The organism is Amycolatopsis camponoti, from assembly GCF_902497555.1.
Classification (GTDB): domain Bacteria; phylum Actinomycetota; class Actinomycetes; order Mycobacteriales; family Pseudonocardiaceae; genus Amycolatopsis; species Amycolatopsis camponoti.
The window spans coordinates 4,259,057-4,281,437 of record NZ_CABVGP010000001.1 but is presented as its reverse complement, the minus strand read 5'-3'; the positions used below and the strand labels follow the sequence as shown (position 1 = coordinate 4,281,437).

The window sequence follows — 22,381 nt, the reverse complement described above, 5'->3', positions numbered from 1 at the left end:
GATCCGAATCGCTCCGCGAAAACTGGGCAGGGCGGATCTGGTAGTAACGGAGACCCCCTCCCCGACGAGTCAGGAACCGATGAGCGCTCAGAAGTTCGGTGACGTGGTTCCGCTCCAGAGCGTCGACGGCGTCTCCTACGCCGTCGCGCTGACGCAACAACCGTGGGAGCTGCCGGTCGACGCGCTGGCGATCTCGGTCGGTGCCACCTTCGGCGGCGTCGGAGACGCGATGCAGGAGGAGTTCCCCCACGTCGCCTGGGGATCGGTCCCGCTCAAGTCCGTCACGCCGGAGTCGCCGGCGCTGCTGGACCTGAGCGCGCACACCGCCGGCCGGATGGTGCGGGTGCGGCTGGCCGTCCTGGCGACACCCCACACCGCCGGGATGCGCGGCGAGCCGACACCGGACGCGATCACGACCGCGACCACCGCCGTGATCACCACCGCGGCCGGCGCCGGAGCGACCGCCGTCGCCTTGCCGCTGTTCGCCACCGGGCGCCTCGGACTCGAGCCCCGGGTCGCCGCCCGCGCGCTGATCCGCGGTGCGCTGGCCGCGAAGTCGACCGTCCGCGAGGTCGTCTTCTTCTCCGACTACGGCATGAACATCGACGCGATCAAGGAGCAGTGGGCGGCCGACGTCCCCGGCGCGGCGGCGTTCGAGGCCAAGCGGACCGCCGACCCGCCGTCCGGTCCCCGGGTGCCCGTGTTCTCCGACGACCAGCTCGCCGGCGGGGTCGCCCGGGACCTGGTCGACCCGAACGAAAGCATCCCGCTGGCCCACGACCACCTGGGCGTGAAACCGTACGTCTCGATGCTGGCCACGGTCATCGCGGCGAAGGACACGCCGCTGCCCTTGTCGATCGGCGTCTTCGGCGAGTGGGGCTCGGGCAAGAGCTTCTTCATGGGCATGCTGCGCGGCCAGGTCAAGGCCCTGGAAGGCACCCCCGGCCACTGCGCCAAGATCGCGCAGGTCGGCTTCAACGCCTGGCACTACGCCGACGCGAACCTCTGGGCCAGCCTCGGGGACGAGATCTTCCGCCAGCTCTCCGAACCCGCCCGGCGCCCCGGTGAGCCGGACGCCGAGCACCAGGCCCGGCTCCGGGAAGGCGCGCGGCTGCGCGAACAGCTCGCGGCCGAGCTGGAGCAGCGCAAGCAGCTGACGGCGGTGACCGAACGCGCCCAGGCCGAGGCCGCCGCGCTCAAGCGCCGGATCGGCGACGCCGAACGGGACCGCAGGGTGCGGGCCGGCGACCTCTTGCGCGCGTTGCGGAAGTCGCGGGCGTTCCACGAGCAGTACGACGGGCTGTGGCGCAAGCTCGGCGTGGACGACCTGGCCGACCAGGGCAAGCTGCTGGCCGCCGAGATGCGCGGGGCGCACGGCGAAACCGCGGCACTGGGCCGGATCGCGCGCTACCGCCACGGGAAGACCGCGCTGATCGCCGCGGCCGTCGTGCTGCTCGCCGGCGCGGCCCTCGCGGCCGTCGTCCCGGACGTGCGGGCCTGGCTGACCGGCGTCGGCGTCGTGTTCGCCGGCCTCGCCGCCACCGGGCTGAAGCTGGTGAGCGCGGCCCGCACGGGCCTGCGCCGGCTGCGGGTGCTCGCGGAAGACCTGCACGACGGCCTGGACGCCGGGGCCCAGCAGGAGCTGCTCGCGTTGCGCAAGGCCGACGTCGACCAGCAGATCGCCGAACGGCAGCTGGCGGAGGTGGTCACCCGGATCGGCGAGCTGGGCCGTCAGCTCACCGAGCTGACCCCGGGACGGCGGCTGTACGCCTTCCTCGCCGAGCGGTCCCGCGGCGAGGACTACCGGGGCAACCTCGGCCTGATCTCCACCATCCGCAAGGACTTCGAGAAGCTCGTCGCGTTGATGACCGCTCCCGCCGCCGACGGCGAGGACGGCGCCCGTCCGCTGGACCGGATCGTCCTCTACATCGACGACCTCGACCGGTGCAGCCCCCAGCAGGTCGTCGACGTGCTGCAGGCCGTGCACCTGCTCCTCGCGTTCGACCTGTTCGTGGTGGTCGTCGGCGTGGACCCGCGGTGGCTGCTGCGGTCGCTCAGCACCCACTACGACCGGCTGATCGAAGGAGACGCCGTCGTGCGGGCGGACGGCTGGCACGTGACCCCCGAGGACTACCTCGAGAAGATCCTCAACATCCCGCTGGTCCTGCCGCGGATGCCGGCGGGCAGCCTGCAGCAGCTGCTGTGGTCGATGATCGACACCCCGCCCGCCGACACCGGCGAGCGGCCCCCGGCCGACCCGGAGCACGACGAGGCGACCGGAGTCGTGGCCCCGGTGGGCGGCCCGGCGCCGGTCATCCCGGTCGAGCCCGGCTCGCAGGTGGCCGCGCAGCTGGACCCGGGGCGGCCACCCGAGATCCCGCGGCCGCTGACCGATCCGGAGATCACCCTGCTCTCCCGCTTGGATTCGCTGGTCGACACTCCCCGGGACGCGAAGCGCCTCATCAACCTCTACCGCATGCTCCGGGCGACGCGGGACCTCTCCGACGCCTCGACGTTCCTCGCCGGCGAGTACGAGGCGGTGGTCGTGCTGCTCGGGACCTGCACCGCGCACGGTCGCCTGCTCGGCCGGTTCGCCGACGCGCTGCTGAAGACGGCGCCCGAGACGCCGTGGAGCGACTTCGTCGGGCGCCTGCGGCCGGTGGAACGGGAGGACCACTGGAAAAGCGAGGCGGTGGGCCGGATCCCCGCCGACGAGGCAGGGCAGTGGGAACACCTCCACCGCAGCCTGGCCGCGCTGGCGCCGGCCGTCACGCTGCCCGACGTCAGCGTCTTCCAGACGTGGGTCCCGCGGGTCCGCCGGTTCTCCTACGTGCTGTCACCCGGCGCCCGCTGACGCTCGTTTCCGTTCCAGCAGCGCCTTTTCGGCGGCGTTGTGCGTCAGCTCGATCGCCGCCGAGTACGCCGCCACCGCTTCGCCGCTCCGGCCGACCCGGTCCAGCAGGTCCGCGCGGATCGCGTGGAACAGCGGGAACCGGGCGAGATCCAGGGCCTCCACCAGGGCCAACGCCCCTTCGGGACCGTCGACCTCAGCGACCGCCACCGCCCGGTTGAGCGCCACCACCGGCGTCGGCGCGAGGGCCAGCAGCTGGTCGTAGAGCGCTTTGACCTGGGACCAGTCCGTGGGCGCGTCGCTGTGGACGGCCTGGATCGCCGCCTGGATCTGGTACGGGCCCGGCTGGTTGCGGCGCAGGCAGCGGCGGACGATCTCCTGGCCCTCGGCCACCAGCTCCGCGTCCCACCGGGTGGGGTCCTGGTCGGTCAGCAGCACCACGGCACCATCGGCGCCGGTGCGGGTCGCGCGGCGGGAGTCGATGAGCAGCATCAGCGCCAGGAGACCCCAGACCTCCGGCTCGTCGGGCATCAGCCCGGCCAGGACGCGGGCGAGGCGGATCGCCTCGCGGCACAGGTCGTCGCGGACCAGGTCCTCCCCCGCGCTCGCCGTGTAGCCCTCGTTGAAGATCAGGTACAGCACGGCGAGTACCGCGGACAACCGCGCCGGGAGGTCGGCGTCCCGCGGGACGCGGTACGGGATGCCCGCGTCGCGGATCTTGTTCTTCGCACGGACGATCCGCTGGGCCATCGTCGGCTCGGCCACCAGGAACGCGCCGGCGATCTCCGCGGTCGTCAGGCCACCGAGCAGCCGCAGCGTCAGTGCGACCTGCGTGGGGCGGGCCAGCGCGGGGTGGCAGCAGGTGAAGATCAGCCGGAGCCGTTCGTCGGGCACGGCGCCCTCCTCGAGAGGCTCAGCCTCGGCGTGCAGCAACGCCGCCTGGGCGTGCTTGTCCTGCCGGGCGGCTTCCCGGCGGAGACGGTCGATGGCGCGGTTGCGGGCGGTCGTGATGATCCAGCCCGCCGGGCTCGGCGGCACCCCGTCGGCCGGCCACCGCCGGACCGCCTCGGCGAACGCGTCCTGCACGGCTTCCTCGGCGACGTCGATGCTGCCGAAGACGCGCACCAGCACCGAGACCGCACGGCCGTACTCCGCGGCGAAGACGTCCTCGACGCTCATCCGGCGAACGGCCGCACCTCGACCGGCAGCGGTGCGACGGCGTCGGCGAGCCGGCTGCCCCAGGCGAGCGCGGCATCGAGGTCGGGCGCGGCGATGATCGTGAACCCGCCGAGGTGTTCCCGGCCTTCGGCGAAGGGACCGTCGGTGATGAGCGTGTCGCCGTCGGCGGCCCGCAGCACGGTGGCGGTGGACGGCGGGTGCAGCCCGCCGGCGAACACCCAGGCACCGGCCGTCTTGAGGTCGGCGTTGAGGGTGTCGAGCTTCTTCATCACGTCGTCGAGGACCTCCGGCGGCGGGATCGGCCCGTCGGGCTGGTAGATGCTGAGCAGGTACTGCTTCACGTCGGCCCCTTTCGCTGTCTCGCCCCTCATACGAACGGCACACGCCCGGATCGACACGCCTGACCGGTGAAAGTACCGGTGTCCCGTAACCTCGGCGCGTGCCCGAGCTCGAACCGGTGACCGACGCCGCCCTCGCCGCCGCGAGCCCGCAGGACCGGCTCGCGCTGCTCGACGAAGCCGCCGCCCGGCACGTGGACGAGCAACGGCCGCCCAACACGCTCAAGGCCTACGCCCAGGACTGGCAGGTGTGGCAGGACTACACCGCCGAAGCCGGGATCCCGCCGCTGGCGGCGTCGATCGGCGCGCTGACGGGGTTCGTCGTGTGGCTCGAACGCGGCCGCACGCTGCGTCCGGACGAACGCGCCGTGCCCGAGGTACCGGAACAGGCGGCCCCGGCGGCGCCGTCGACGATCGAACGGCGGCTGACCGGTGCGCTCGCCGGGCTGCGGCACCACAAGGTCGTCGTCGACCCTGAAGCGAGCCGCGCCGCGTGGCGCGCGTTGAAGGGCTATCGGCAGCGGCTGGCGCGTGAGGGGATCCAGCGCGGCCGCGGCAAGGCCACCATGGTCACGCTCACGGACCTGCGGGCGATGTCCCGGGCGTGCCCGGACACCCTCGCCGGCGCCCGCGACCGCGCGATGCTCTTGATCGGTTTTCCCATCGCCGCCCGGTGTTCCGACCTGGCGAACCTGCTGGTCACCGACGTCGAACCGGTCGACGACCGGGGCCTGGCGGTGACCGTGCGGCACGGCAAGAGCACCGGCGACATGGTCGTCCCGCGGCGTGAGAGCCCCGACACCGACCCGGTGCGGGCGTGGCACGCGTGGCGCTCCGGCGCCGGGATCACCGAGGGACCCGCGTTCCGCCGCGTCGACCGGCACGGCAACGTCGGCGAGCCCGCGCTGAGCACGACCGGCGTCAACCAGATCCTCACTCGGGCCGGTGTGCGGGCGGGCCTGCCGTACCCGGTGACGGGGCATTCGCTGCGGTCCGGGTTCGCCACCGAGGCCCGCCGCGCCGGCGCCGACGACCTCGCGATCGCCGACCAGGGGCGCTGGGTGCGCGGCAGCCGCGCGCTGTACGAGTACATCCGCCGGGTCGACCAGTGGAACGACAACGCGGCGGGCGTCCTCGACCTCTGAGTCAGAGTGCCGGGGCAGTGCCGACGACCGTCGCCATCGAGGCGAGCGTGCTCGACCTTTGCGTCAGGGCGTCCGGGACCTCGCCACCGAGGCGGGCCAGCCCCCGGCAACGCGGCGAGCGTGCCCGACTCGACCGTCAAGGCGCCCGGGTGGCGCCGACGACCTCGCCGTCGAGGCGGGCGAGCCAGCTGCCGCAGACACAGCGCACGTAGTCGAGCCGGTGGGTGGCGGGCCGGGCCGCGGTCGCCGGCAGTTCGGCGAGCGGCCAGCCGCAGCGGGGGCAACGGTTTCCGTCCATGCCTCGATCGTGGTGTAATGACTTTGTGCACTTCAACCCTTACGGCGGCGCGGCCGCGCTCGTGGCCGCCGACCTGGTGAACGCCGGGTCCGCGAGCGAGCTGCTGGGCGGGATGGTCCGCAACGGCATGTCCATCGCCGCGCTGACCGACGAAGAAGCCACGCGGATCGCCGCGTGGGCCCACCTCCTGCGGCCGGTGTTCGCCGCCGACCCGGCGGAACGTCCGGGCCTGGTCAACGACCTGCTGGCCGAGGCCGCGTGCCGGCCGTACATCACCACCCACGACGGCAAGCCGCCCCACCTGCACTACTCCGCCGAAGACGCCGGCCCGGTCGGCCGCGTCCGCGCCTACACCGCGGGCGGCCTCGCCCACCTCGTGTGCGAGGCCCCGGACCGCCTCGGCATCTGCGGACGCGAAGGCTGCGAAACGGCGTACGTCGACACCTCCCGCAACGGCCGCCGCCGCTTCTGCTCGACGCGCTGCGCGACCCGCGTCCACGTCGCCGATCACCGGGCCCGGCAGCTCACCGCTTGACGGCGCGCCAGCCCAGGACGGTCGGCGTGGGTGCGCCGCCTTCGGCGAACCGCTCGAACACCAGCCCAGCGCCGAGGACGGCGTGGAGCAGGTCGGGCAGGGGCCGGTGAGTGGCACCGACCTTGTCCCGCACACCGCGGTCGGTCCAGGACGCCGTCGTCCAGCCGGGCTCCCGGTACCCGGGCCGGAGGACGACGGCCCGCTCGTCGGCCCGGTCGGCGAACGCGCCGCAGAAGCACGGGTGCACTCCGATGTGGACGAACACCCCGCCGGGGGCCAGCACGCGTGCCACCTCGCGCAGCACCGCCGGGTAGGCGGGCATGTCGGTGTGCACCATGAGAGACGCGACCGCGGGCAGCGATCCGGTGGCGACCGGAAGTGCTTCGCCGTCGCCGCGCAGCACGGGCAGCCGTCCGGACGCGTGGCGCAGCATGCCGGCGGAGATGTCGACGCCGAGCGGCGTCCGGCCGAGCTCCCGGATCCGGCCGGCGTGGGTGCCGGTGCCGCAGCCCAGTTCCAGGCACGGCCCGGAGCCGGGGCCGAGGAGGTCGCGCAGCACGGGGCCGATCTCCAGGGGATCGTCGCGTTGACCGGGCAGGAACGTCGTCTCGTACCAGTCGGCGATCGCGTCGTAGGACGTCATCTTTCCCGTGTACCGGCAGCCGGCGGCGGTGCGCCAGGGATTCCGCCCCGGGCGGAAGGCACGCGGCGGGGGGCCGCTTAGACTGCAGACATGAGCAAGCGCTTAGTGGTCATGGGGGACTCGTTCACCGAAGGCGTCGGGGACGACGACCCGGCCGCCCCGAACGGCGTGCGGGGCTGGGCCGACCGAGTCGCCGAGCAGCTCGCCGCGCGCGAGCCCGGCTTCCGCTACGCCAACCTCGCCATCCGCGGCAAGCTGCTGCCGCAGGTGCTGGGCGAGCAGCTCGAGCCGGGGCTCGCGATGGAGCCCGACCTCGTCTCCCTCTACGCCGGCGGCAACGACCTCATGCGGCCCAAGGTCGACATCGACGCGATGCTCGTCGACTACGAGGCCGCGGTGGCCCGGGTCCGCGCGACCGGCGCCCGCCTGATCCTCTTCACCGGGGTCGACGGCGTCGAGGATCCGCTGTTCCGCGCCATCCGCGGCCGGGTGGCGATCTACAACGAGCTCGTCCGCGGCATCGCCGCCCGCCACGACGCGCTGCTGGTGGACCTGTGGTCGATGCGGCAGCTGTGCGACCGCCGGTTCTGGGCGCCGGACCGCCTGCACCTCAACGCGCTCGGGCACACCGAGGTCGCCATCGAGGTCCTGCGGGTTCTCGGCGTCGAGCACCCGCTGATCAACCCGGAGCTCGCGCCGCGCGCGGTGCTGAGCCCGGCCGCTCGCCGGAGCGAGAACCTGCAGTGGGCGCGGGAGCACGCACTGCCGTGGGTGCGGCGGCGGGTGAAGGGCGAGTCGTCCGGGGACACCATGGCCGCGAAGCGCCCGACGCTGGAGCCGCTCGTCTCAGCGCCGCTCCCCCGCTGACGGCCGGAGTCCGTCGAAGAGGATCGTCACGGCCCGGTCGCGCAGCCGCGCGTCCGGGCCGGCGTATTCGGCCGCCTTCGCCACGCCGATGATGATCGTGATCAGCTCACCCGGCACGAGGTCCGCACGGACCGCGCCCGCGGCCTGGGCACGGGACAGCAGCACCCCGAGCGCGCCGAGCAGCCGCTCGCCGATGCCGGACTTCGCGTGCGGGACGCTCACCCCGGCCGCGGTGAGCGCTTCGAAGTAGGCGTTCTTCGCGCTGGACATCTCGATCCAGCTGGTGAGGAAGGCGAAGAACGCGTCGCCCGGATCGGCCGAGTCGGCCGCGACGACCGCTTCGGCCTCGTCGACGAACCGCTGCAGCCGCGCGATGAGCACCGCCTCGAGGAGCGCTTCCTTCGTCGGGAAGTGCCGGAACACGGTGCCGATGCCGACGCCGGCGACGCGGGCGACCTCTTCGGTGGGCGCCCCGGTGCCCTTGGCGGCGAAGACGCTCTCGGCCGCGTCCAGCACGCGTGCCCGGTTGCGCCGGGCGTCGGCGCGCAGGGGTTTCGTCTCGGTGGGATCAGCGGCGGCGGGGGTCACCTCCCGATGGTACTGCGCTGGGGGTCACCGATCCGCCGACCGCCACGGCCGATGACTTTCGCGGCAACGGTTCCATGCTGCTCGGGGCGGGCGGCCTACTTCCGGTCGGCTCGGTAACGGGCCGGGTCGTCCAGGGCGTCCAGCACCCGGGCCAGTGCCCGCGGCACGTGGGAGCGCCAGCCGCCGCCCATGATGCGCCGGGAGACCCGCTGGAACTCGTCGTCCGGGTCGAAGCCCTCGTGGCTCAGGAAGAGCCGGGTGCCGGTGCCTTCCGGTTCGAGCCGCCAGGTGACCGTCCACTGCGGACCCCAGCGGATGCTGAGCTTGCGCTCGGGCTCGACTTCGAGGACCTCGCACGCCACCGGGCCGCCGGCGAACCCGGCCGCGGGCACCGGCTCGGCCAGCAGCTGGAAACGATGCCCCACCACGGGCTTGATGTCGTTGGGCATGTTGATCCAGCGTTCCAGGAGGTCCGGTTCGGTCAGCGCGCGCCAGACCTTGCGGGCCGGGTGCGCGAGGAACTGGTCGACGTGGATCGCGGTCGGGTCGTCGTCGGTCACCGGTCGTCCTCCTCGTCGAGCAGGTCACGCAGGTTGGCGAGCTTGCTCCGCCAGAACCGCTCGTACGGCGTGAGCCAGTCGGCGACCTCTTCGAGCGGGGCCGCGTCGAGACGGTAGACGCGGTTGCGGCCCTGCCGCTGCTCACTGACCAGGCCCGCCTCCCGAAGCACCCGAAGGTGTTCCGACAGGCTGGGCCGGGCCATCTCGAAGCGCTCGGCGATCGCGCCGGCGGCCATCGGGCCGTCCAGCAGCAGCCGCAGGACCTGCCGCCGGGCCGGGCTGGCCAGCGCGGCGAAGACGTCGTCGTTGACCGGCATCAGTTCGGGACGTTGCCGAAGTCCGACGGCTGCAGCAGGCCGAGGGTGTGGCGGTCGAGGTCACGGAAGGACGTCGCGCGCCCCCACGGCCGTTCCTCCGGGTCGGCGACCTCGACGCCGGCCGCCCGCAACGTGGCGACGTCGGCGTCGAGGTCGGTGGTCTGCAGCTGGAAGTGCCGCGGGCCCGGCTCGACCCCGGTGACCTGCTGGTCGGTGAGCACCACGCCGGTCTTCGCGCCCTTCGGGGCGACCATGACGAACCGGCCGCCTTCGGGCGTGCGGCGGTCGACGAGGGCTTCGAAACCGAGCTTGCCGACGTAGAAATCCCGCGCGCGGGCGTGGTCGGCGACGGGCAGGGTCAGGAACTGCACGTGGGTGATCGTCATGCCCGCGACAATACGTAGGAGATCTCCTACATGTCAACAGGGGTGCCGAACCACCGTTCGAGCGCCGCCCGCAGGGCCTTCCGCTCGGTGTCGTCGGGCTCGGCCGAGCTGGTCGCCCAGGCGACGTACCCGTCGGGGCGGATGAGCAACGCGGTCACGTCCGCCTCGGCCTGGCCGGCGACGAGGTCGACGCGGCCGGTCCAGCCGCGCAGCTCGTCGCCGAGTGAACCGGTGAAGTCCAGCAGCAGCGGCCGGGCCGTCCGGGTCAGCTCGGCGAGCCGGGTGCCGTCGGCCAGCACCAGGTCCGGCGCCCACCGGCCGTCGAGCGGGTGTTCGGTACCCGGCTCGTACCGGACGTCCGCGCCCGACATCAGGTCGGCGATGTGCTCCACCGTGCTCGGCAGCCGCAGCAGCTCGCCGAACAGCTCCCGCAGCGCCGTGACGTCGCGACCCGGCGCGATCAGCGCGGACTGGGCCTGGGTGTGCATGACGACGCGCTCGGCGATCGGGCGGCGTTCGCTCTCGTAGGTGTCGAGCAGCCCGGCCGGCGCCCAGCCGTGCAGTTCGGCGGCGAGCTTCCAGCCGAGGGCGACCGCGTCCTGCAGGCCGAGGTTCAGGCCGGGCCCGCCGATCGCGGAGTGGACGTGCGCCGCGTCGCCGACCAGCAGTACGCGGCCGTCGCGGAACCGGTCGGCCAGCCGGGTGTTGCGTCCGCGCAGCCGCCGCAGCAGGTGCGGGCCGTCGCCCTCCGGCGGCCCGAGCGGCAGGGCGAAGCCGAGCACGCGCTCGATGCTCGCGCGCTGATCGTCGAGGGTCATCGGCGGCTCGTCCGGGTCCTCCGCGGCGTCGGTCCACTCCATGGTAGTGACGAGCTGCCTGCCGGGGAACGGCGCGTAGACGAACAGGCCGTTTTCGGTGCGGTAGTGGAAGAACGGCGGGATGACGCCGTGCCCGGGGACGCTCAGCCCGCCCGAGGTGGCATCGACGAACTCCGCGGGCACGGTGGCGTTCGCGGTCAGGGACAGGGTGCGGTCCTCGGTGACGCCGGGGAAGCCGATGCCGGCGAACTTGCGGGTGACGCTGCGCCCGCCGTCGGCGCCGACGAGGTAGCGGGTGGCGAGCCGGCCCGGCCCGTCGGGACCGGTGAAGTCGACGGTGACGGCGCCGGCGTCCTGGGTCAGGCCGGTGAGCTCGTGACCGCGGCGGATCTCGACGCCGAGTTCGGCGGCGCGTTCGGCGAGCATCGCCGCGACCTGGCGCTGCGGCACGCCGAGGATGTGCAGCGAGTTGTGCTCGGCCAGGGTGAGGTCCAGGCGCATCGCCCCGAAGACGAACGCGGGGACGGGCGGCCCGATCGGGCCGGCGAGGCGGTCGTGCAGCCCGCGGCGGTCGAGCAGGCGCACGACCTGGCCGACCAACCCGTTGGCGCGGTTCTCCTCGGTGGGCTCGGGCAGCCGTTCCAGGACGAGCGGGCGGATGCCGGCGAGCGCGAGTTCGCAGGCGAGCATGAGGCCGTTGGGCCCGGCACCGGCGATGACGACGTCTTCCATGATGGAACTCCTTGCGGTGAAAGGGCATGACGAAGAAACCCGGCGACCCTGCCGGGCGTGGAGCGAGGGGGTTCAGCGCGGTTCGGGCAGGCCTGCGGCGAGCCGGCCGAACACCTCCCGGATCAGCTCTTCCAGCGGTCGCGGCGACTCGGTCCCGAGCCACTGCCGCGTGACGACGGCGAGCGCGGCGGCGACGGTACCCGCGACGAGCTGCGGGTAGACGTCCGTCTCGGCGTCGGTGCCGGTGCGTTCGGCGACGACCCGGGCGATCTCGGCCTCACCCGCCGCGCCGGCCTTGTGGAACTCGCCCTGCAGCGCGGGTTCCGCGACCATCAGCCGGATCCCGGCGAGCCACGACGGGTCGGGGACCCGGCCTTCGGTGACCGGCTCGCCGAGGGCGAACCCGGCCAGCGTGGCCGCGGTGATGGCTTCCCAGATCGGCTCACCGGCCGGACGCTCACGCAGTGCCGAGGCGATCGCGCGGCCGCGGTCGTGGTGGCGGGCCACGATGGCTTCACCCTTGGTGCCGAAGTAGTTGCTGAACGTCCGGGTGGACACCCCGGCTTCGGCGGCGATGTCCTCGATCCGGACCTGGGCGTAGCCGCGTTCGACGGTGAGCCGGATGGCCGCCCAGCTCAACGCGATGCGCGTCTCCTGCTTCTTGCGCTCACGCAGTCCTCGGGCGTCCATGAGTTCACCATAGCGGAACTTGCAGATTCTGCAAAGTTGCATGATCTGCAAATTGTTCATCACCGACCGGACGAGTTGGCGGTCATCGATCGCCTAAACCGTCGACGGGCGTCACACTGTTGTGTGACATCAGCCACCCGGAGGTGTTGCGAGATGGTCCTGGGCGACAACGGAGTCACGCACGAGGTAGAGCCGGACAGCAAGTCCGGGAAAGTGCAGGTCAGGCGAGCGGCGCTGGCGAGCGCGATCGGCACGACCATCGAGTGGTACGACTTCTTCCTCTACAACACCGCGGCGGCCTTGGTCTTCCCGCACCTGTTCTTCCCCGCGTCGAGCGCCTACGCGGGCGCCATGCAGTCGTTCGCGACCTACGCGGTCGGGTTCGCCGCCCGCCCGGTCGGGGCCGCGATCTTCGGGCACTGGGGCGACCGGATCGGCCGCAAGGCCACGCTGATCGTCACGCTGCTGCTGATGGGCATCTCCTCCGGCATCGTCGGGATGCTGCCCGGGACGGCGTCCATCGGGTTCGCCGCACCGCTGATCCTGGTGCTGCTGCGGCTGATCCAGGGCATCGCGATCGGCGGCGAGTGGAGCGGCTCGGTCCTGCTCGCGATGGAGTGGGGCGACCAGAAGAAACGCGGGCTGCTGGGCAGTTTCGCGCAGATCGGCGTCCCGGTCGGGCTGGTGCTGGGCACCGGTGGCATGACGTTGCTGTCGGCGACCCTCTCCCCCGACGCGTTCGACTCCTGGGGCTGGCGGCTGCCGTTCCTGGCCAGCCTCATCCTGGTCGCGGTCGGCCTGGTGATCCGGCTGAAGATCCTCGAAACGCCGATGTTCGCGAAGCTGATCGAGAACCGGCAGACCGCGCGGACCCCGGTGCTCGACGCGATCCGCCACCACTGGCGCGAGATCCTGCTCTCGGCCGGCGTGCGCTTCAGCGAGCAGATGCCGTTCTACCTGTTCACCAGCTACGTGCTGGTCTACGTCGTGTCGCGGCACGAGTTCAGCAAGACGTTCGTGCTCAACGCGGTCCTCGTCGGCGCCGCGTGCGAGCTGGCGATGATCCCGTTCTTCTCGTCGCTGTCGGACCGGATCGGTCGCAAGAAGGTGTACCTGGCCGGGGCGGTGTTCACCGGCGTGATCGCGTTCCCGTACTTCACGATCCTCGCGCACGGCAACCACGCGCTGGTGTTCGTCGCGGTCGTCGTGTCGTTCATCCCGCACGCGCTGCAGTACGGGCCGCAGGCGGCGCTGATCGGCGAGAGCTTCCCGACGCACCTGCGTTACGGCGGCGCGGGGCTGGGCTACCAGCTGGCGTCGGTGTTCGCGGGCGGGCCGGCGCCGCTGCTGGCGACGTGGCTGCTGCACCAGACCGGGACGCCGTACTCGATCTCGGGCTACATCATCCTGTCGGCGGTGGTCACGGTGCTGTGCGTGACCTTCCTGAAGGACCGTTCGAAGGCCGACATCGACGACGTGACCGTGTACCAGCGGAGCTGACGACGAAAGAGGGCCTCCCACCGAAGCCGGTGGGAGGCCCTCTTCACGTGCGTGTCAGCGGCGCGGGCCCTGGGGTCCGCCGAACGGGGGCTGCTGCGGGAACGGCCCGCTGCCCGGGTTCTGCGGGCCGCCGAACTGGCCCGGCGGCGGGGACTGCGGCTGGCCCTGGTAGCCCTGGCCCTGGGGCGGGCCGGCCGGGGACTGCGGCTGCGGCAACGCCGCCTGGCCGCTCTGCGGGGTCGGCGGCTGCTGCGGCGCGGGCGTGACCTCGGTGCCGCGTTCCTCGTCGGCCGGCTCCGGCTCGGGCTGCTGCTGGACCGGACGCGGGATCGCCGGCCGCGCGGGCGGGGCGCCGGTCGGCACCCCGAGGGCCGGGACCTCCTGACGGGCCACGGCTTCCGCGGCCGCGACGGCCTCGGCGACCTTCGGGTCGCTCTTCGTCTCGAACCAGCTCGCGACCTCTTCGTCCTCGAGGTCAGGCTTGGCCGGGACGTCGTCGTCCTTCGGCGGCTCGTAGCGGAAGACGCCGTCGTCGCCCGGGGCGCCGAGCGCGCGGGCGAAGCCTTCGAGGGCCTTGCCGTAGTCGCTCGGGATCATCCAGACCTTGTTCGCGTCGCCCTGCGCCATCTGCGGGAGCGTCTGCAGGTACTGGTAGGCCAGCACCTCCGGCGTCGGGCGGCCGGCCTTGATCGCGGCGAACACCTTCTCGATCGCCTTCGCCTGGCCCTGCGCCTGCAGGTAGCGAGCGGCGCGCTCACCCTGCGCGCGCAGGATGCGGGACTGCCGCTCGGCCTCGGCCGCGAGGATCGTCGCCTGGCGGGCACCCTCGGCGGAGAGGATCTGGCTCTGCTTCTGGCCTTCCGCGGTCTTGATCGCCGACTCCCGCTGGCCTTCCGCGGTGAGGATCATGGCGCGCTTCTCACGGTCGGCGCGCATCTGCTTCTCCATCGAGTCCTGGATGGAGGGCGGCGGGTCGATCGCCTTGAGCTCGACCCGGCCGACGCGGATGCCCCAGCGGCCGGTCGCTTCGTCGAGCACGCCACGCAGCTGCGTGTTGATCGAGTCGCGTGAGGTCAGCGTCTGCTCGAGGCTCATGCCACCGACCACGTTGCGGAGCGTGGTGGTGGTCAGCTGCTCGACACCGACGATGTAGTTCGAGATCTCGTAGACCGCGGCGCGCGAGTCGGTGACCTGGAAGTACACGACGGTGTCGATCGACACCGTCAGGTTGTCCTCGGTGATGACCGGCTGCGGCGGGAACGAGACGACCTGCTCGCGCAGGTCGATCCGGGCACGCACCTTGTCCAGGAACGGCACCAGGAAGGTCAGTCCCGGCGAGGCCACCGTGCGGAACCGGCCCAGCCGCTCGATCACCGCCGACTGCGCCTGCGGCACGACCATGATCGCCTTGGCTACCGTGATGATCACGAAGAGAGCCAGTAAGACGACCACGACGATCGCTACTGTGGTGGTCAAGAGATCTTCCCCTTACCTAGTACCATTCTTGCGCGGTTGACGGTGTTCCGGGCGCCGCGGGCGGGCTCACCGCGAGCTTCAGCTCCCGGGTGACGATTCCCCAGCGTCCTGTGGTGTCGTGCAGGACCGTCCACACTGTACGGTGCAGGTCCCCCGGCGCGGTGACGGCGCGCTCGGCCGTGGTCAGGCTCGCTTCCTGCCGCAACGCCGTGGTGGTCAGCTGTTCGATCGCGATGGCCGGGTTGGTGATTTCGTACGTCGCCAGGCGCGGATCCGTGACGGCAAAAGTGACTTCGAATCCGATGTGGACTTCCCGCCCGTCGCCGGCCTCGATGACGCGGGGCGGCGCGGACAGGATCTGGTCCCCGAGGTCCACGCGCGCCCGGACGGTGTCGGCGAACGGCACCACGAAGTGCCGTCCGGGGCCGAGCACGGTGCGGAAGCGCCCGCCGCGTTCGATCACCGCGGCCCGGCCCTCGGGAACGATGACGAGCCCCAGGCTCACGGCTCGGCCGACACGACGGCGGTGGCACCGGCGATTTCGACGACGGTGACGGACGTGCCGGGTTTGATCGGTTCGTGGTGCTCCGAAAGGCTGCGCGCGGACCAGACGTCACCGGCCAGCTTCACCTGCCCGGCCTCGAAGTCCACTGTGGACAAGACGACCGCGCGGGCGCCGATGAGGGCCTCGATGCCGGTGCGGTGGCCGGTGCCGGCCAGGAAGCGCCGCTTCAGCGCGGGCCGGACCAGCACGAGCATCCCGACCGAGGCGACGGCGAACACGGCGACGTCGATGAAGATGTTCCCGGTGAGCACGTCGGCTCCGGCGCCGAACAGCGCGCCGACGCCCAGCATGATCAGCACGAAGTCACCCGAGAGGACTTCCGCGATCATCAGGGCGATGCCGACGATCAACCAGACCACTGCCCATGCCATGGCTCAATGCTCTCAGATCGCGCCGGTTCGCACCGACACAGTGACTCGACGTGACCTACGCGTGACCTTGGACAATTCGGACATTCAGCCCTCTTCCGTCGGCTCGGTGACGAAGTCGATGAGGCGTTCCACGGCCCCGATGAGCGGGGTCTCGAGGTCGCGGAAACTGCTCACCCCGCTCAGGACACGTTGCCAGCCTTCGTAAGGTTGCCCCCAGCCGAGCGCGTCGCAGATCCCCTGCTTCCACTCGGTGCCGCGCGGGATCTTCGGCCACGCCCGGATCCCGACCGCGGCGGGCCGCACGGCTTCCCAGACGTCGATGTACGGGTGCCCGGTGACCAGCACGTTCTCGTCGTGGACGGCTTCGACGAGCCGGGACTCCTTGCTACCCGGCACGAGGTGGTCGACCAGCACACCGAGCCGCCGGCCGGGCCCGGTGCCGAACTCGGCGATCCGGTCGGACAGCACGTCGACGCCGTCGAGCGGCTCGACGACGACGCCTTCGACGCGCAGGTCGTGGCCCCAGACGCGTTCGACGAGCTCGGCGTCGTGCTTGCCCTCGACCCAGATGCGCGAGTCGCGGGCGACGCGCGCCTGCAGGCCCTGCACCTTCACCGACCCGGACGCCGACACCTGCTTGACCGGCGCCTTCACCGTCTTGACCGGCACCAGCGTCACCGGCTTGCCTTCCAGCAGGAACGCGGCGGGCTCGAGCGGGAACACGCGGTGGCGTCCCTTGCCGTCTTCGAGCACGACGTTGCCGTACTCGATCCGGATCACGGCACCGCAGAACCCGCTGGCCGGGTCTTCGACCACCAGCCCGGGTTCGGCGGGGACTTCCGGCACCTTCTTGCGGCGCCGGCCGGCGAGCACGTCGTCATAGGAATGGGAGCGCACGACCAGGCAACCTAGTGGGCCGGGGTACCCGGACGGGTCATGCCACGCCGGTCAGCGCGCCAACTCCAGGACCGCGTCGGTGAACGGCGTCCGTTCGCCGCGGCGCAACGGCGAGAGCGCGACGAGCGGGGCCATCGCGACGCACCAGGCCCGGACCCGTTCGGCGTCGAAGTCCGTCACGTGCGGGGCGAGCGCGGTGAGGCCGTCCTCGATCGTGCCGCCCTTCGCCATCGGGACGAACATCCAGTCGATCGCGTCGAGCGAAGGGTCGCCGAGGCCGGGGCGCGGGTCGATGGCGACGGCGCCGCGGCCGGGTCCGGCGTCGAGGACGTTCGCGGGGTGGAGGTCGCCGTGGATCAGCGTGACCGGTCCGCTGGTGGCGAGCGCGAGCGCCCGCTCGCGGCCCTTCTGCAGGACTTCGGCGCTCAGGTGCTCGGCGGCCGGGGACTCGCGGCGGCGGCGTTCGGAGAGGGTGAAGATGAACTCGATGCCCTCGGCCAGGCTCCGGAACTCCCCGGCCGGATCGACGGAGTGCAGCTGGTCGAGCATCTCGCCGATCTGGGCCCACGGGACGTCGCTGTCGAGCTGGCTGCCCGGCACCAGGCCTTCGAGCAGGATCGCGTTGGCGTCGAGGTCGGCGTCGAGCACCTGGACGACGCGGGAGCAGCCCGCCCAGGCCCGCAGCCCGGTGACCTCGAGCCGGGCGACCTCGGGATCCGGGGTCAGCTTGAGAACGCGCAGGTCACCGCCGGGACCGGTGCACAGCAGGGTGCGGCCGGTGTTGCCGGGCCGCGCCTCGCGCACTTCGAGGTTCCACCTCGCCGTCAGCCGGGCGACCAAGCCGGGAAGCGCATCGCACCACGGCTCGGCCAGCTCCGCGCCGAAGCGGTCGACCAGCCGGGCGCGGGCCGCGTCGTCGATCAGAACAGCGGCCACGGGATGGCGCGCCAGTCGTCGCCCGGTTCGGGGAAGATGCCTTCGGTCAGCAGCAGGTCGGTGCGTTCGGCCAGCGCCCGGATCTCGAACTTGGTGATGTGCTCGGCGAGCGTCTTGCCGAGGCCGCCGTCGAGCTCCGAGCGAAGCTTCCGCAGCTTCTCGACGGTGTCCGGCGGCACCGGCTCGCCGATCCAGCCCCAGAGCACGGTGCGCAGCTTGGGGTCGGTGTGCAGGCAGATGCCGTGGTCGACGCCGTAGACGCGGCCGTCGAGGCCGGGCAGCAGGTGCCCGCCCTTGCGGTCGGTGTTGTTGACGACGATGTCGAGCACGGCGAGGTCGCGCAGCCCGGGGTGGTCGGCGTGGGCCAGCACCGCGGGTTCGCCGAGCCGGTCGTGGGCGTGCAGCACCTCCCGCCAGCCTTCGGGGACCTCGTCCGGCGGGAGGACTTCGACGACGTCGTCTTCGGTGGTTTCGATCCACAGCTGGACCATGCCGGGGCCGAACGGCCCGTCACGCAGCACGGTCGGCGGGATCGCGCCGACGCCGGCGGCCTCGCTGATGATCGCGGTGGCGACCTCGCGCCCGGCGAGGGTGCCGTCGGGGAAGTCCCACAGCGGCCGCTCCCCCGACACCGGCTTGTAGACGACGCGGCCGGTGACGCCGTCGAGCTCGATGGCGCAGAAGAGCGTCACGTTGGAGGCGTCGACCAGGCGTCCTTCGACGTCGATGCGGCCGTGGGTGACGAGTTCGCGGGACGCGGGGTCCGCTGGGTCCGGCTGGTCCGCCGGCGAGTCGGCCATGGTCAGTCTTCGTCCGCGTCGGTTTCGCGCCGGTAGCCGTTCTGCCGGGGGCAGATGTGCCCGTTCGGGTCGAGCGGCTCCCCGCACAGCGGGCAGGGCTTGCGGCCGGCGTTGACGACGCGGTCGGCTCGCTCGGCGAAGGCGCGGGCGGCGGCCGGGGTGAGGAAGACGCGGACGGCGTCCGGGCCCTCCTCGGTGTCGTCCAGCACGACCGTCTCGTCGACCTCGCCCTCGGTGATGGCGAGCAGCTCGATGACGACGGCGCTGCTGTCGGCGTCCCAGCCGAGACCCATGGCGCCGACGCGGAACTCCTCCTCGACCGGCACGGTGAGGGGGTCGACGTCGAGCTGGTCGTCGGGGACGTCGTCGGGCACGTCGGCACCGAAGCGGCTGGCGACCTCTTCGAGCAGCGAGCCGAGGCGTTCCGCGAGGACGACGACCTGCTGCTTTTCGATGGTGACGCTGATGGTGCGCACGTCCTCGGAGGCCTGGAGGTAGAACGTGCGATCGCCGGGCTCGCCGACGGTGCCGGCGACGAAACGATCCGGCTGGCGGAAGACGTGGATTACGCGAGACATAGCACTGTCGACCCTATGCCACGGACGCATGATCGGCATCCGCCGCCCCTGCCGTGCGGGCCGCTAGCCTCTGGGGGTGTCTCGGATCTCCCCGTACGGAACCTGGTCCTCACCCATCACCGCCGCCGAGGTGGCCGCCGCCGGCGGCGGCCCGCAGTGGCTCGACGTCGTCGGGGACGAGGTGTGGTGGGCCGAGGCGCGGCCCGGTGAGCAGGGACGAGTCGCCCTGGTGCGAGCGGTGCCGGGCGGTACCGAGGACGTGCTGCCCGCGCCGTGGAACGTCCGCAACCGGCTGCACGAGTACGGCGGGCGGCCGTGGACCGTCGTCGAGGGTGTGGTGGTGTTCACGCACTGGGCCGATCAGCGGGTTTACGCGGTGAGCGAAACCGGTGTGGTGCCGCTGACACCGGAGCCCGCGGAGCCTCAGGGCGTCCGGTACGGCGACCTGCGGGCCGGGCGGCCCGGGGAGGTGTTCGCGGTCCGCGAACGCGCGGTCGGGCCGCGGCCCGCCGACATCGAGCGGGAGCTGGTGGCGATCGCCCTCGACGGCGGTCCGGAGCGGGTGCTGGCCGCCAGTCACCACTTCCTGACCGTGGCGAAGCTGTCGCCGGACGGGCGGCACGCGGCGTGGTTCGGCTGGGACCACCCGGCGATGCCGTGGGACGGGACCGAGCTGTGCGTCGCCGCCGTCGCCGAGGACGGGTCCTTCGGGCCGCACCGGGTGCTGGCCGGCGGCGCGGACGTCTCGGTGTGCCAGGTCGAGTGGGAGACGCCGGAGACGCTGCTGGCGCTGCTCGACCCGGACGGCTGGTGGAACCTGCACCGCGTCGGGCTCGACGGGGCGCTGACGAACCTCGCGCCGGTCGAGCGGGAGCTGGGCGGGCCTCTGTGGAAGGCCGGTTCGCGGTGGTTCGTCCCGCTCGGCGGCGGGCGGCACGCGGTGCTGACGTCGGGACGGCTCGCCGTGCTCGACGAGGCGGACGGCTCGGTGACGTCGATGGCCGAGGAGCTGACGGCGTGGTCGTCGACGGGGTTCGCGGTCTTCGGTGACGGCGTCGTGGGGGTCGCCGGCGGCCCGGTCCGCGAGGCCGCCGTGGTGGAGGTCTCCCTCGACGGCGCGGTACGGGATCTGACGCCGCAGCCGGAGCTGCCGGCGGCGTACCTGCCGGTGCCGGAGGAGCGCGTGTTCACGACGGCGGACGGCGAGGCGGTGCCGGTGGTGCTGTACCGGCCGGCGAACCCGGACTTCGCGGCGCCCGAGGGCGAGCTGCCGCCGCTGCTGGTGCACGTCCACGGCGGCCCGACCGGGCAGTACCTGCCGATGCTGGATCTGGAGCTGGCGTACTTCAGCAGCCGCGGCATCGCGGTGGCGGCGGTGAACTACGGCGGGTCGACCGGCTTCGGGCGGGCCTACCGGGAGCGGCTGCGGGAGCAGTGGGGCGTGGTGGACGTCGCGGACTGCGTCGCGGTGGCCGAGGCGCTGGTGGCGGCCGGGTTGGCCGACGGCGACCGGCTGGCCGTCCGCGGCGGTAGCGCGGGCGGGTTCACCGCGGCGGCGTCGCTGACCACGAAGAAAACCTACCGGGCGGGCACCGTGATGTACCCGGTGCTGGACCTGGCCGGGTGGACCGGGGCGGGCGGCGACACGCACGACTTCGAGTCGCGGTACCTGGACGGGCTGGTCGGGCCGCTCCCGGCGACGCGGCAGCGGTACGTCGAACGGTCGCCGCTGGCGAACTCGGCGTCGCTGGCCGGGCCGGTGCTGTTCCAGCAGGGGCTGGAGGACCGGATCTGCCCGCCCGAGCAGGCGGACCGGTTCGTGGCCGGGCTCGCCGGACGCGGGATCCCGTACGCCTACCAGCGGTTCCCCGGGGAGCAGCACGGGTTCCGGCGGGCGGCGACGATCGTGTCGGCGCTGGAGGCGGAGCTGTCGTTCTACGGTCAGGTGCTCGGGTTCGAAACGCCGGGCGTCGCGCGGCTGGAGCTGTCGAAGTGAGGCCGCCGCGCCTGCGGGCGGGTGACACGGTGGCGCTGGTGGCGCCGGCCGGGCCGGTGCCGGCGGACCTGCTGGAGAAGGCGGTGCCGGTGCTGCGCGGCTGGGGCGTCGAGGTGCGGATCGGGCCGTGCGTGCGCTCCTCACCCGGATCGCCGGCGTACTTGTCCGGTTCGGACGCCGCGCGGGCGGCGGAGTTCACCGAGGCGTGGCTCGACCCGGGGGTGCGGTGCGTGCTGGCGGCGCGGGGCGGCTACGGCGTGCAGCGGATGCTGGACCTGGTGGACTGGGCGGCGTTGCGCGAGGCGGGGCCGAAGGTGCTGGCCGGGTCGTCGGACATCACGGCGCTGCACCGGGCGGTGGACGTCCACTTGGGACTGTCCAGTTTGTTCTCCCCGATGCCGGCGAGCGTGCTGTTCGACGACTTCGCGGTGGAGCACCTGCGGCGCACGTTGTTCGACCCCGAGCGGAACCTGGTGGTGCGCGGCGGTTCGGCGCTGGTGCCGGGCCGGGCGTCGGGCCGGTCGACCGGCGGGAACCTGTCGCTGCTGGCGGCGGGGATCGGGACGCCGGAGCAGGGTTCGGCGCGGGATGCGGTGGTGCTGCTGGAGGACGTCACGGAGAGCGTGTACCGGCTGGACCGGATGCTGACGCAGCTGCTGCGCAGCGGCTGGTTCGACGGGGTCCGCGGGATCGTGCTGGGGTCGTGGGCGGCGTGCGGCGATCCCGCCGAGGTCCGCGCGCTGCTGCTGGAGCGGCTGGGCCCGTTGGGGGTGCCGATGGTGGAGGAGTTCGGCTTCGGGCATGTGGCGTCGTCGCCGACGTTGCCGCTGGGGGTGCCGGTCTCGCTGGACGCGGACCTGGGGACGTTGACGTTCGACTCCCCCGCGCTGACATGACCCCGGAGGAGGCCCGCGAGCGCTTCGCCGCGGCACGGGTGGCGCGCCTGGCGACAGTATCGGCTTCGGGGATCCCGCACCTGGTGCCGGTGACCTTCGCGGTGCGGGGTGATCAGGTGGTCTTCGCGGTGGACCACAAGCCGAAGTCGACGACCGCGCTGCGGCGGCTGGCGAACATCGCATCGAACCCGGCGGTGTGCTTCCTGGCGGACGGGTACGCCGAGGACTGGTCGCAGCTGTGGTGGGCCCGTGCGGACGGCACCGCGCGGGTGCTGCCGCCGGGTGCCGAGCCGGTTTCGTGGCTGGTGGCGAAGTACTCGCAGTACGCGGACCGGCCACCCGAGCACGCGGTCGTGGTGACGGACGTGCACACCTGGCGCGGCTGGACCGGGTCGTGAGTGAGAAACAGTGTTCTAACC

Annotated in this window: 25 protein-coding genes; 8 read left to right on the top strand and 17 right to left on the bottom strand. The window is 72.6% G+C overall.

What is annotated here, in order from left to right:
* Positions 1 to 79: 79 nt before the first annotated feature.
* Complete coding sequence (locus AA23TX_RS20045) at positions 80 to 2,854, top strand: P-loop NTPase fold protein (RefSeq protein ID WP_155544020.1); 2,775 nt, start codon at positions 80 to 82, stop codon at positions 2,852 to 2,854.
* Here AA23TX_RS20045 and AA23TX_RS20040 read toward each other — a convergent pair.
* Together AA23TX_RS20040 and AA23TX_RS20035 are read right to left on the bottom strand one after the other, a co-directional pair.
* Complete coding sequence (locus tag AA23TX_RS20040; protein ID WP_155544019.1) at positions 2,837 to 4,030, bottom strand: RNA polymerase sigma factor; 1,194 nt, start codon at positions 4,028 to 4,030, stop codon at positions 2,837 to 2,839. The genes AA23TX_RS20045 and AA23TX_RS20040 overlap by 18 nt on opposite strands.
* Positions 4,027 to 4,371: a YciI family protein gene (locus AA23TX_RS20035; RefSeq protein WP_155544018.1), complete on the bottom strand. Its 345-nt coding sequence runs from the start codon at positions 4,369 to 4,371 to the stop codon at positions 4,027 to 4,029. The genes AA23TX_RS20040 and AA23TX_RS20035 overlap by 4 nt, the downstream gene beginning before the upstream one ends.
* A 98-nt stretch (positions 4,372 to 4,469) precedes the next feature.
* Between AA23TX_RS20035 and AA23TX_RS20030 the strand changes: the two genes are divergently transcribed.
* The gene (locus AA23TX_RS20030; RefSeq protein WP_155544017.1) at positions 4,470 to 5,513 is read left to right on the top strand and encodes a site-specific integrase; all 1,044 of its coding nucleotides are present in this window, start codon (positions 4,470 to 4,472) and stop codon (positions 5,511 to 5,513) included.
* Between the two features lie 136 nt (positions 5,514 to 5,649).
* Here the strand turns inward: AA23TX_RS20030 and AA23TX_RS49650 are convergent, their stop codons facing one another.
* Positions 5,650 to 5,811 carry a hypothetical protein gene (locus AA23TX_RS49650; RefSeq protein ID WP_196425386.1) on the bottom strand — a complete coding sequence of 54 codons (162 nt, stop codon included), beginning with the start codon at positions 5,809 to 5,811 and terminating at the stop codon, positions 5,650 to 5,652.
* 25 nt (positions 5,812 to 5,836) lie between these two features.
* On the opposite strand from AA23TX_RS49650, the gene AA23TX_RS20025 reads away from it, so the two are divergent.
* Positions 5,837 to 6,346 carry a CGNR zinc finger domain-containing protein gene (locus AA23TX_RS20025; RefSeq protein WP_155544016.1) on the top strand — a complete coding sequence of 170 codons (510 nt, stop codon included), beginning with the start codon at positions 5,837 to 5,839 and terminating at the stop codon, positions 6,344 to 6,346.
* On the opposite strand, the gene AA23TX_RS20020 is transcribed toward AA23TX_RS20025, so the two are convergent.
* Positions 6,336 to 6,989 carry a class I SAM-dependent methyltransferase gene (locus AA23TX_RS20020; RefSeq protein WP_155544015.1) on the bottom strand — a complete coding sequence of 218 codons (654 nt, stop codon included), beginning with the start codon at positions 6,987 to 6,989 and terminating at the stop codon, positions 6,336 to 6,338. The two genes, AA23TX_RS20025 and AA23TX_RS20020, sit on opposite strands and share 11 nt — an antisense overlap.
* Before the next feature lie 90 nt (positions 6,990 to 7,079).
* Between AA23TX_RS20020 and AA23TX_RS20015 the strand changes: the two genes are divergently transcribed.
* On the top strand, positions 7,080 to 7,856 hold the full coding sequence (locus AA23TX_RS20015) for an SGNH/GDSL hydrolase family protein (RefSeq protein ID WP_196425385.1): 777 nt from the start codon (positions 7,080 to 7,082) through the stop codon (positions 7,854 to 7,856).
* Here the strand turns inward: AA23TX_RS20015 and AA23TX_RS20010 are convergent.
* The 6 genes from AA23TX_RS20010 to AA23TX_RS19985 all read right to left on the bottom strand — a co-directional run bounded on the left by AA23TX_RS20010 (position 7,836) and on the right by AA23TX_RS19985 (position 11,947).
* A complete protein-coding gene (locus AA23TX_RS20010) occupies positions 7,836 to 8,444 on the bottom strand; it encodes a TetR/AcrR family transcriptional regulator (protein WP_155544014.1) in 609 nt (202 codons plus the stop codon). The genes AA23TX_RS20015 and AA23TX_RS20010 overlap by 21 nt on opposite strands.
* A gap of 95 nt (positions 8,445 to 8,539) precedes the next feature.
* Positions 8,540 to 9,004 (bottom strand): SRPBCC family protein, encoded by a 465-nt coding sequence (locus AA23TX_RS20005; protein WP_196425384.1) that lies wholly within the window; start codon positions 9,002 to 9,004, stop codon positions 8,540 to 8,542.
* Complete coding sequence (locus tag AA23TX_RS20000) at positions 9,001 to 9,321, bottom strand: metalloregulator ArsR/SmtB family transcription factor (protein ID WP_155544013.1); 321 nt, start codon at positions 9,319 to 9,321, stop codon at positions 9,001 to 9,003. The genes AA23TX_RS20005 and AA23TX_RS20000 overlap by 4 nt, the downstream gene beginning before the upstream one ends.
* Entirely contained in the window at positions 9,321 to 9,707 is a 387-nt protein-coding gene (locus AA23TX_RS19995) for a VOC family protein (protein ID WP_155544012.1), read from the bottom strand. Before AA23TX_RS19995 ends, AA23TX_RS20000 begins: the two co-directional genes overlap by 1 nt.
* Positions 9,708 to 9,733: 26 nt before the next feature.
* Positions 9,734 to 11,257, bottom strand: coding sequence for an FAD-dependent monooxygenase (locus tag AA23TX_RS19990; RefSeq protein WP_155544011.1), 1,524 nt, complete (start codon positions 11,255 to 11,257; stop codon positions 9,734 to 9,736).
* A gap of 72 nt (positions 11,258 to 11,329) precedes the next feature.
* Entirely contained in the window at positions 11,330 to 11,947 is a 618-nt protein-coding gene (locus tag AA23TX_RS19985; protein ID WP_155544010.1) for an acyl-CoA-like ligand-binding transcription factor, read from the bottom strand.
* Positions 11,948 to 12,100: 153 nt separating this feature from the next.
* Between AA23TX_RS19985 and AA23TX_RS19980 the strand changes: the two genes are divergently transcribed.
* Positions 12,101 to 13,447, top strand: a complete 1,347-nt coding sequence (locus AA23TX_RS19980) for an MFS transporter (RefSeq protein ID WP_155544009.1) — start codon at positions 12,101 to 12,103, stop codon at positions 13,445 to 13,447.
* 54 nt (positions 13,448 to 13,501) lie between these two features.
* Here the strand turns inward: AA23TX_RS19980 and AA23TX_RS19975 are convergent, their stop codons facing one another.
* The 7 genes from AA23TX_RS19975 to AA23TX_RS19945 form a co-directional block, all read right to left on the bottom strand.
* Entirely contained in the window at positions 13,502 to 14,848 is a 1,347-nt protein-coding gene (locus tag AA23TX_RS19975; protein ID WP_230862639.1) for an SPFH domain-containing protein, read from the bottom strand.
* Positions 14,849 to 14,939: 91 nt separating this feature from the next.
* The gene (locus AA23TX_RS19970; protein ID WP_155544007.1) at positions 14,940 to 15,428 is read right to left on the bottom strand and encodes an SPFH domain-containing protein; all 489 of its coding nucleotides are present in this window, start codon (positions 15,426 to 15,428) and stop codon (positions 14,940 to 14,942) included.
* Positions 15,425 to 15,859 (bottom strand): NfeD family protein, encoded by a 435-nt coding sequence (locus AA23TX_RS19965; RefSeq protein ID WP_155544006.1) that lies wholly within the window; start codon positions 15,857 to 15,859, stop codon positions 15,425 to 15,427. The genes AA23TX_RS19970 and AA23TX_RS19965 overlap by 4 nt, the downstream gene beginning before the upstream one ends.
* A gap of 84 nt (positions 15,860 to 15,943) precedes the next feature.
* Positions 15,944 to 16,756: a DUF3097 domain-containing protein gene (locus tag AA23TX_RS19960; RefSeq protein WP_155544005.1), complete on the bottom strand. Its 813-nt coding sequence runs from the start codon at positions 16,754 to 16,756 to the stop codon at positions 15,944 to 15,946.
* 51 nt (positions 16,757 to 16,807) lie between these two features.
* Positions 16,808 to 17,692: an aminoglycoside phosphotransferase family protein gene (locus AA23TX_RS19955; protein ID WP_155544004.1), complete on the bottom strand. Its 885-nt coding sequence runs from the start codon at positions 17,690 to 17,692 to the stop codon at positions 16,808 to 16,810.
* Complete coding sequence (locus tag AA23TX_RS19950; protein ID WP_155544003.1) at positions 17,677 to 18,492, bottom strand: SCO1664 family protein; 816 nt, start codon at positions 18,490 to 18,492, stop codon at positions 17,677 to 17,679. Before AA23TX_RS19950 ends, AA23TX_RS19955 begins: the two co-directional genes overlap by 16 nt.
* Before the next feature lie 2 nt (positions 18,493 to 18,494).
* Complete coding sequence (locus tag AA23TX_RS19945) at positions 18,495 to 19,070, bottom strand: DUF3090 domain-containing protein (protein ID WP_155544002.1); 576 nt, start codon at positions 19,068 to 19,070, stop codon at positions 18,495 to 18,497.
* A 76-nt stretch (positions 19,071 to 19,146) separates the two neighbouring features.
* Between AA23TX_RS19945 and AA23TX_RS19940 the strand changes: the two genes are divergently transcribed.
* Genes AA23TX_RS19940 through AA23TX_RS19930 form a run of 3 tightly spaced genes read left to right on the top strand, consistent with a single transcriptional unit; the run spans position 19,147 to position 22,360 of the window.
* Complete coding sequence (locus AA23TX_RS19940; RefSeq protein ID WP_155544001.1) at positions 19,147 to 21,066, top strand: prolyl oligopeptidase family serine peptidase; 1,920 nt, start codon at positions 19,147 to 19,149, stop codon at positions 21,064 to 21,066.
* A complete protein-coding gene (locus AA23TX_RS19935) occupies positions 21,063 to 21,962 on the top strand; it encodes a S66 peptidase family protein (protein WP_155544000.1) in 900 nt (299 codons plus the stop codon). Before AA23TX_RS19940 ends, AA23TX_RS19935 begins: the two co-directional genes overlap by 4 nt.
* Positions 21,959 to 22,360, top strand: a complete 402-nt coding sequence (locus tag AA23TX_RS19930) for a TIGR03668 family PPOX class F420-dependent oxidoreductase (RefSeq protein WP_155543999.1) — start codon at positions 21,959 to 21,961, stop codon at positions 22,358 to 22,360. The genes AA23TX_RS19935 and AA23TX_RS19930 overlap by 4 nt, the downstream gene beginning before the upstream one ends.
* Positions 22,361 to 22,381 lie beyond the last annotated feature (21 nt).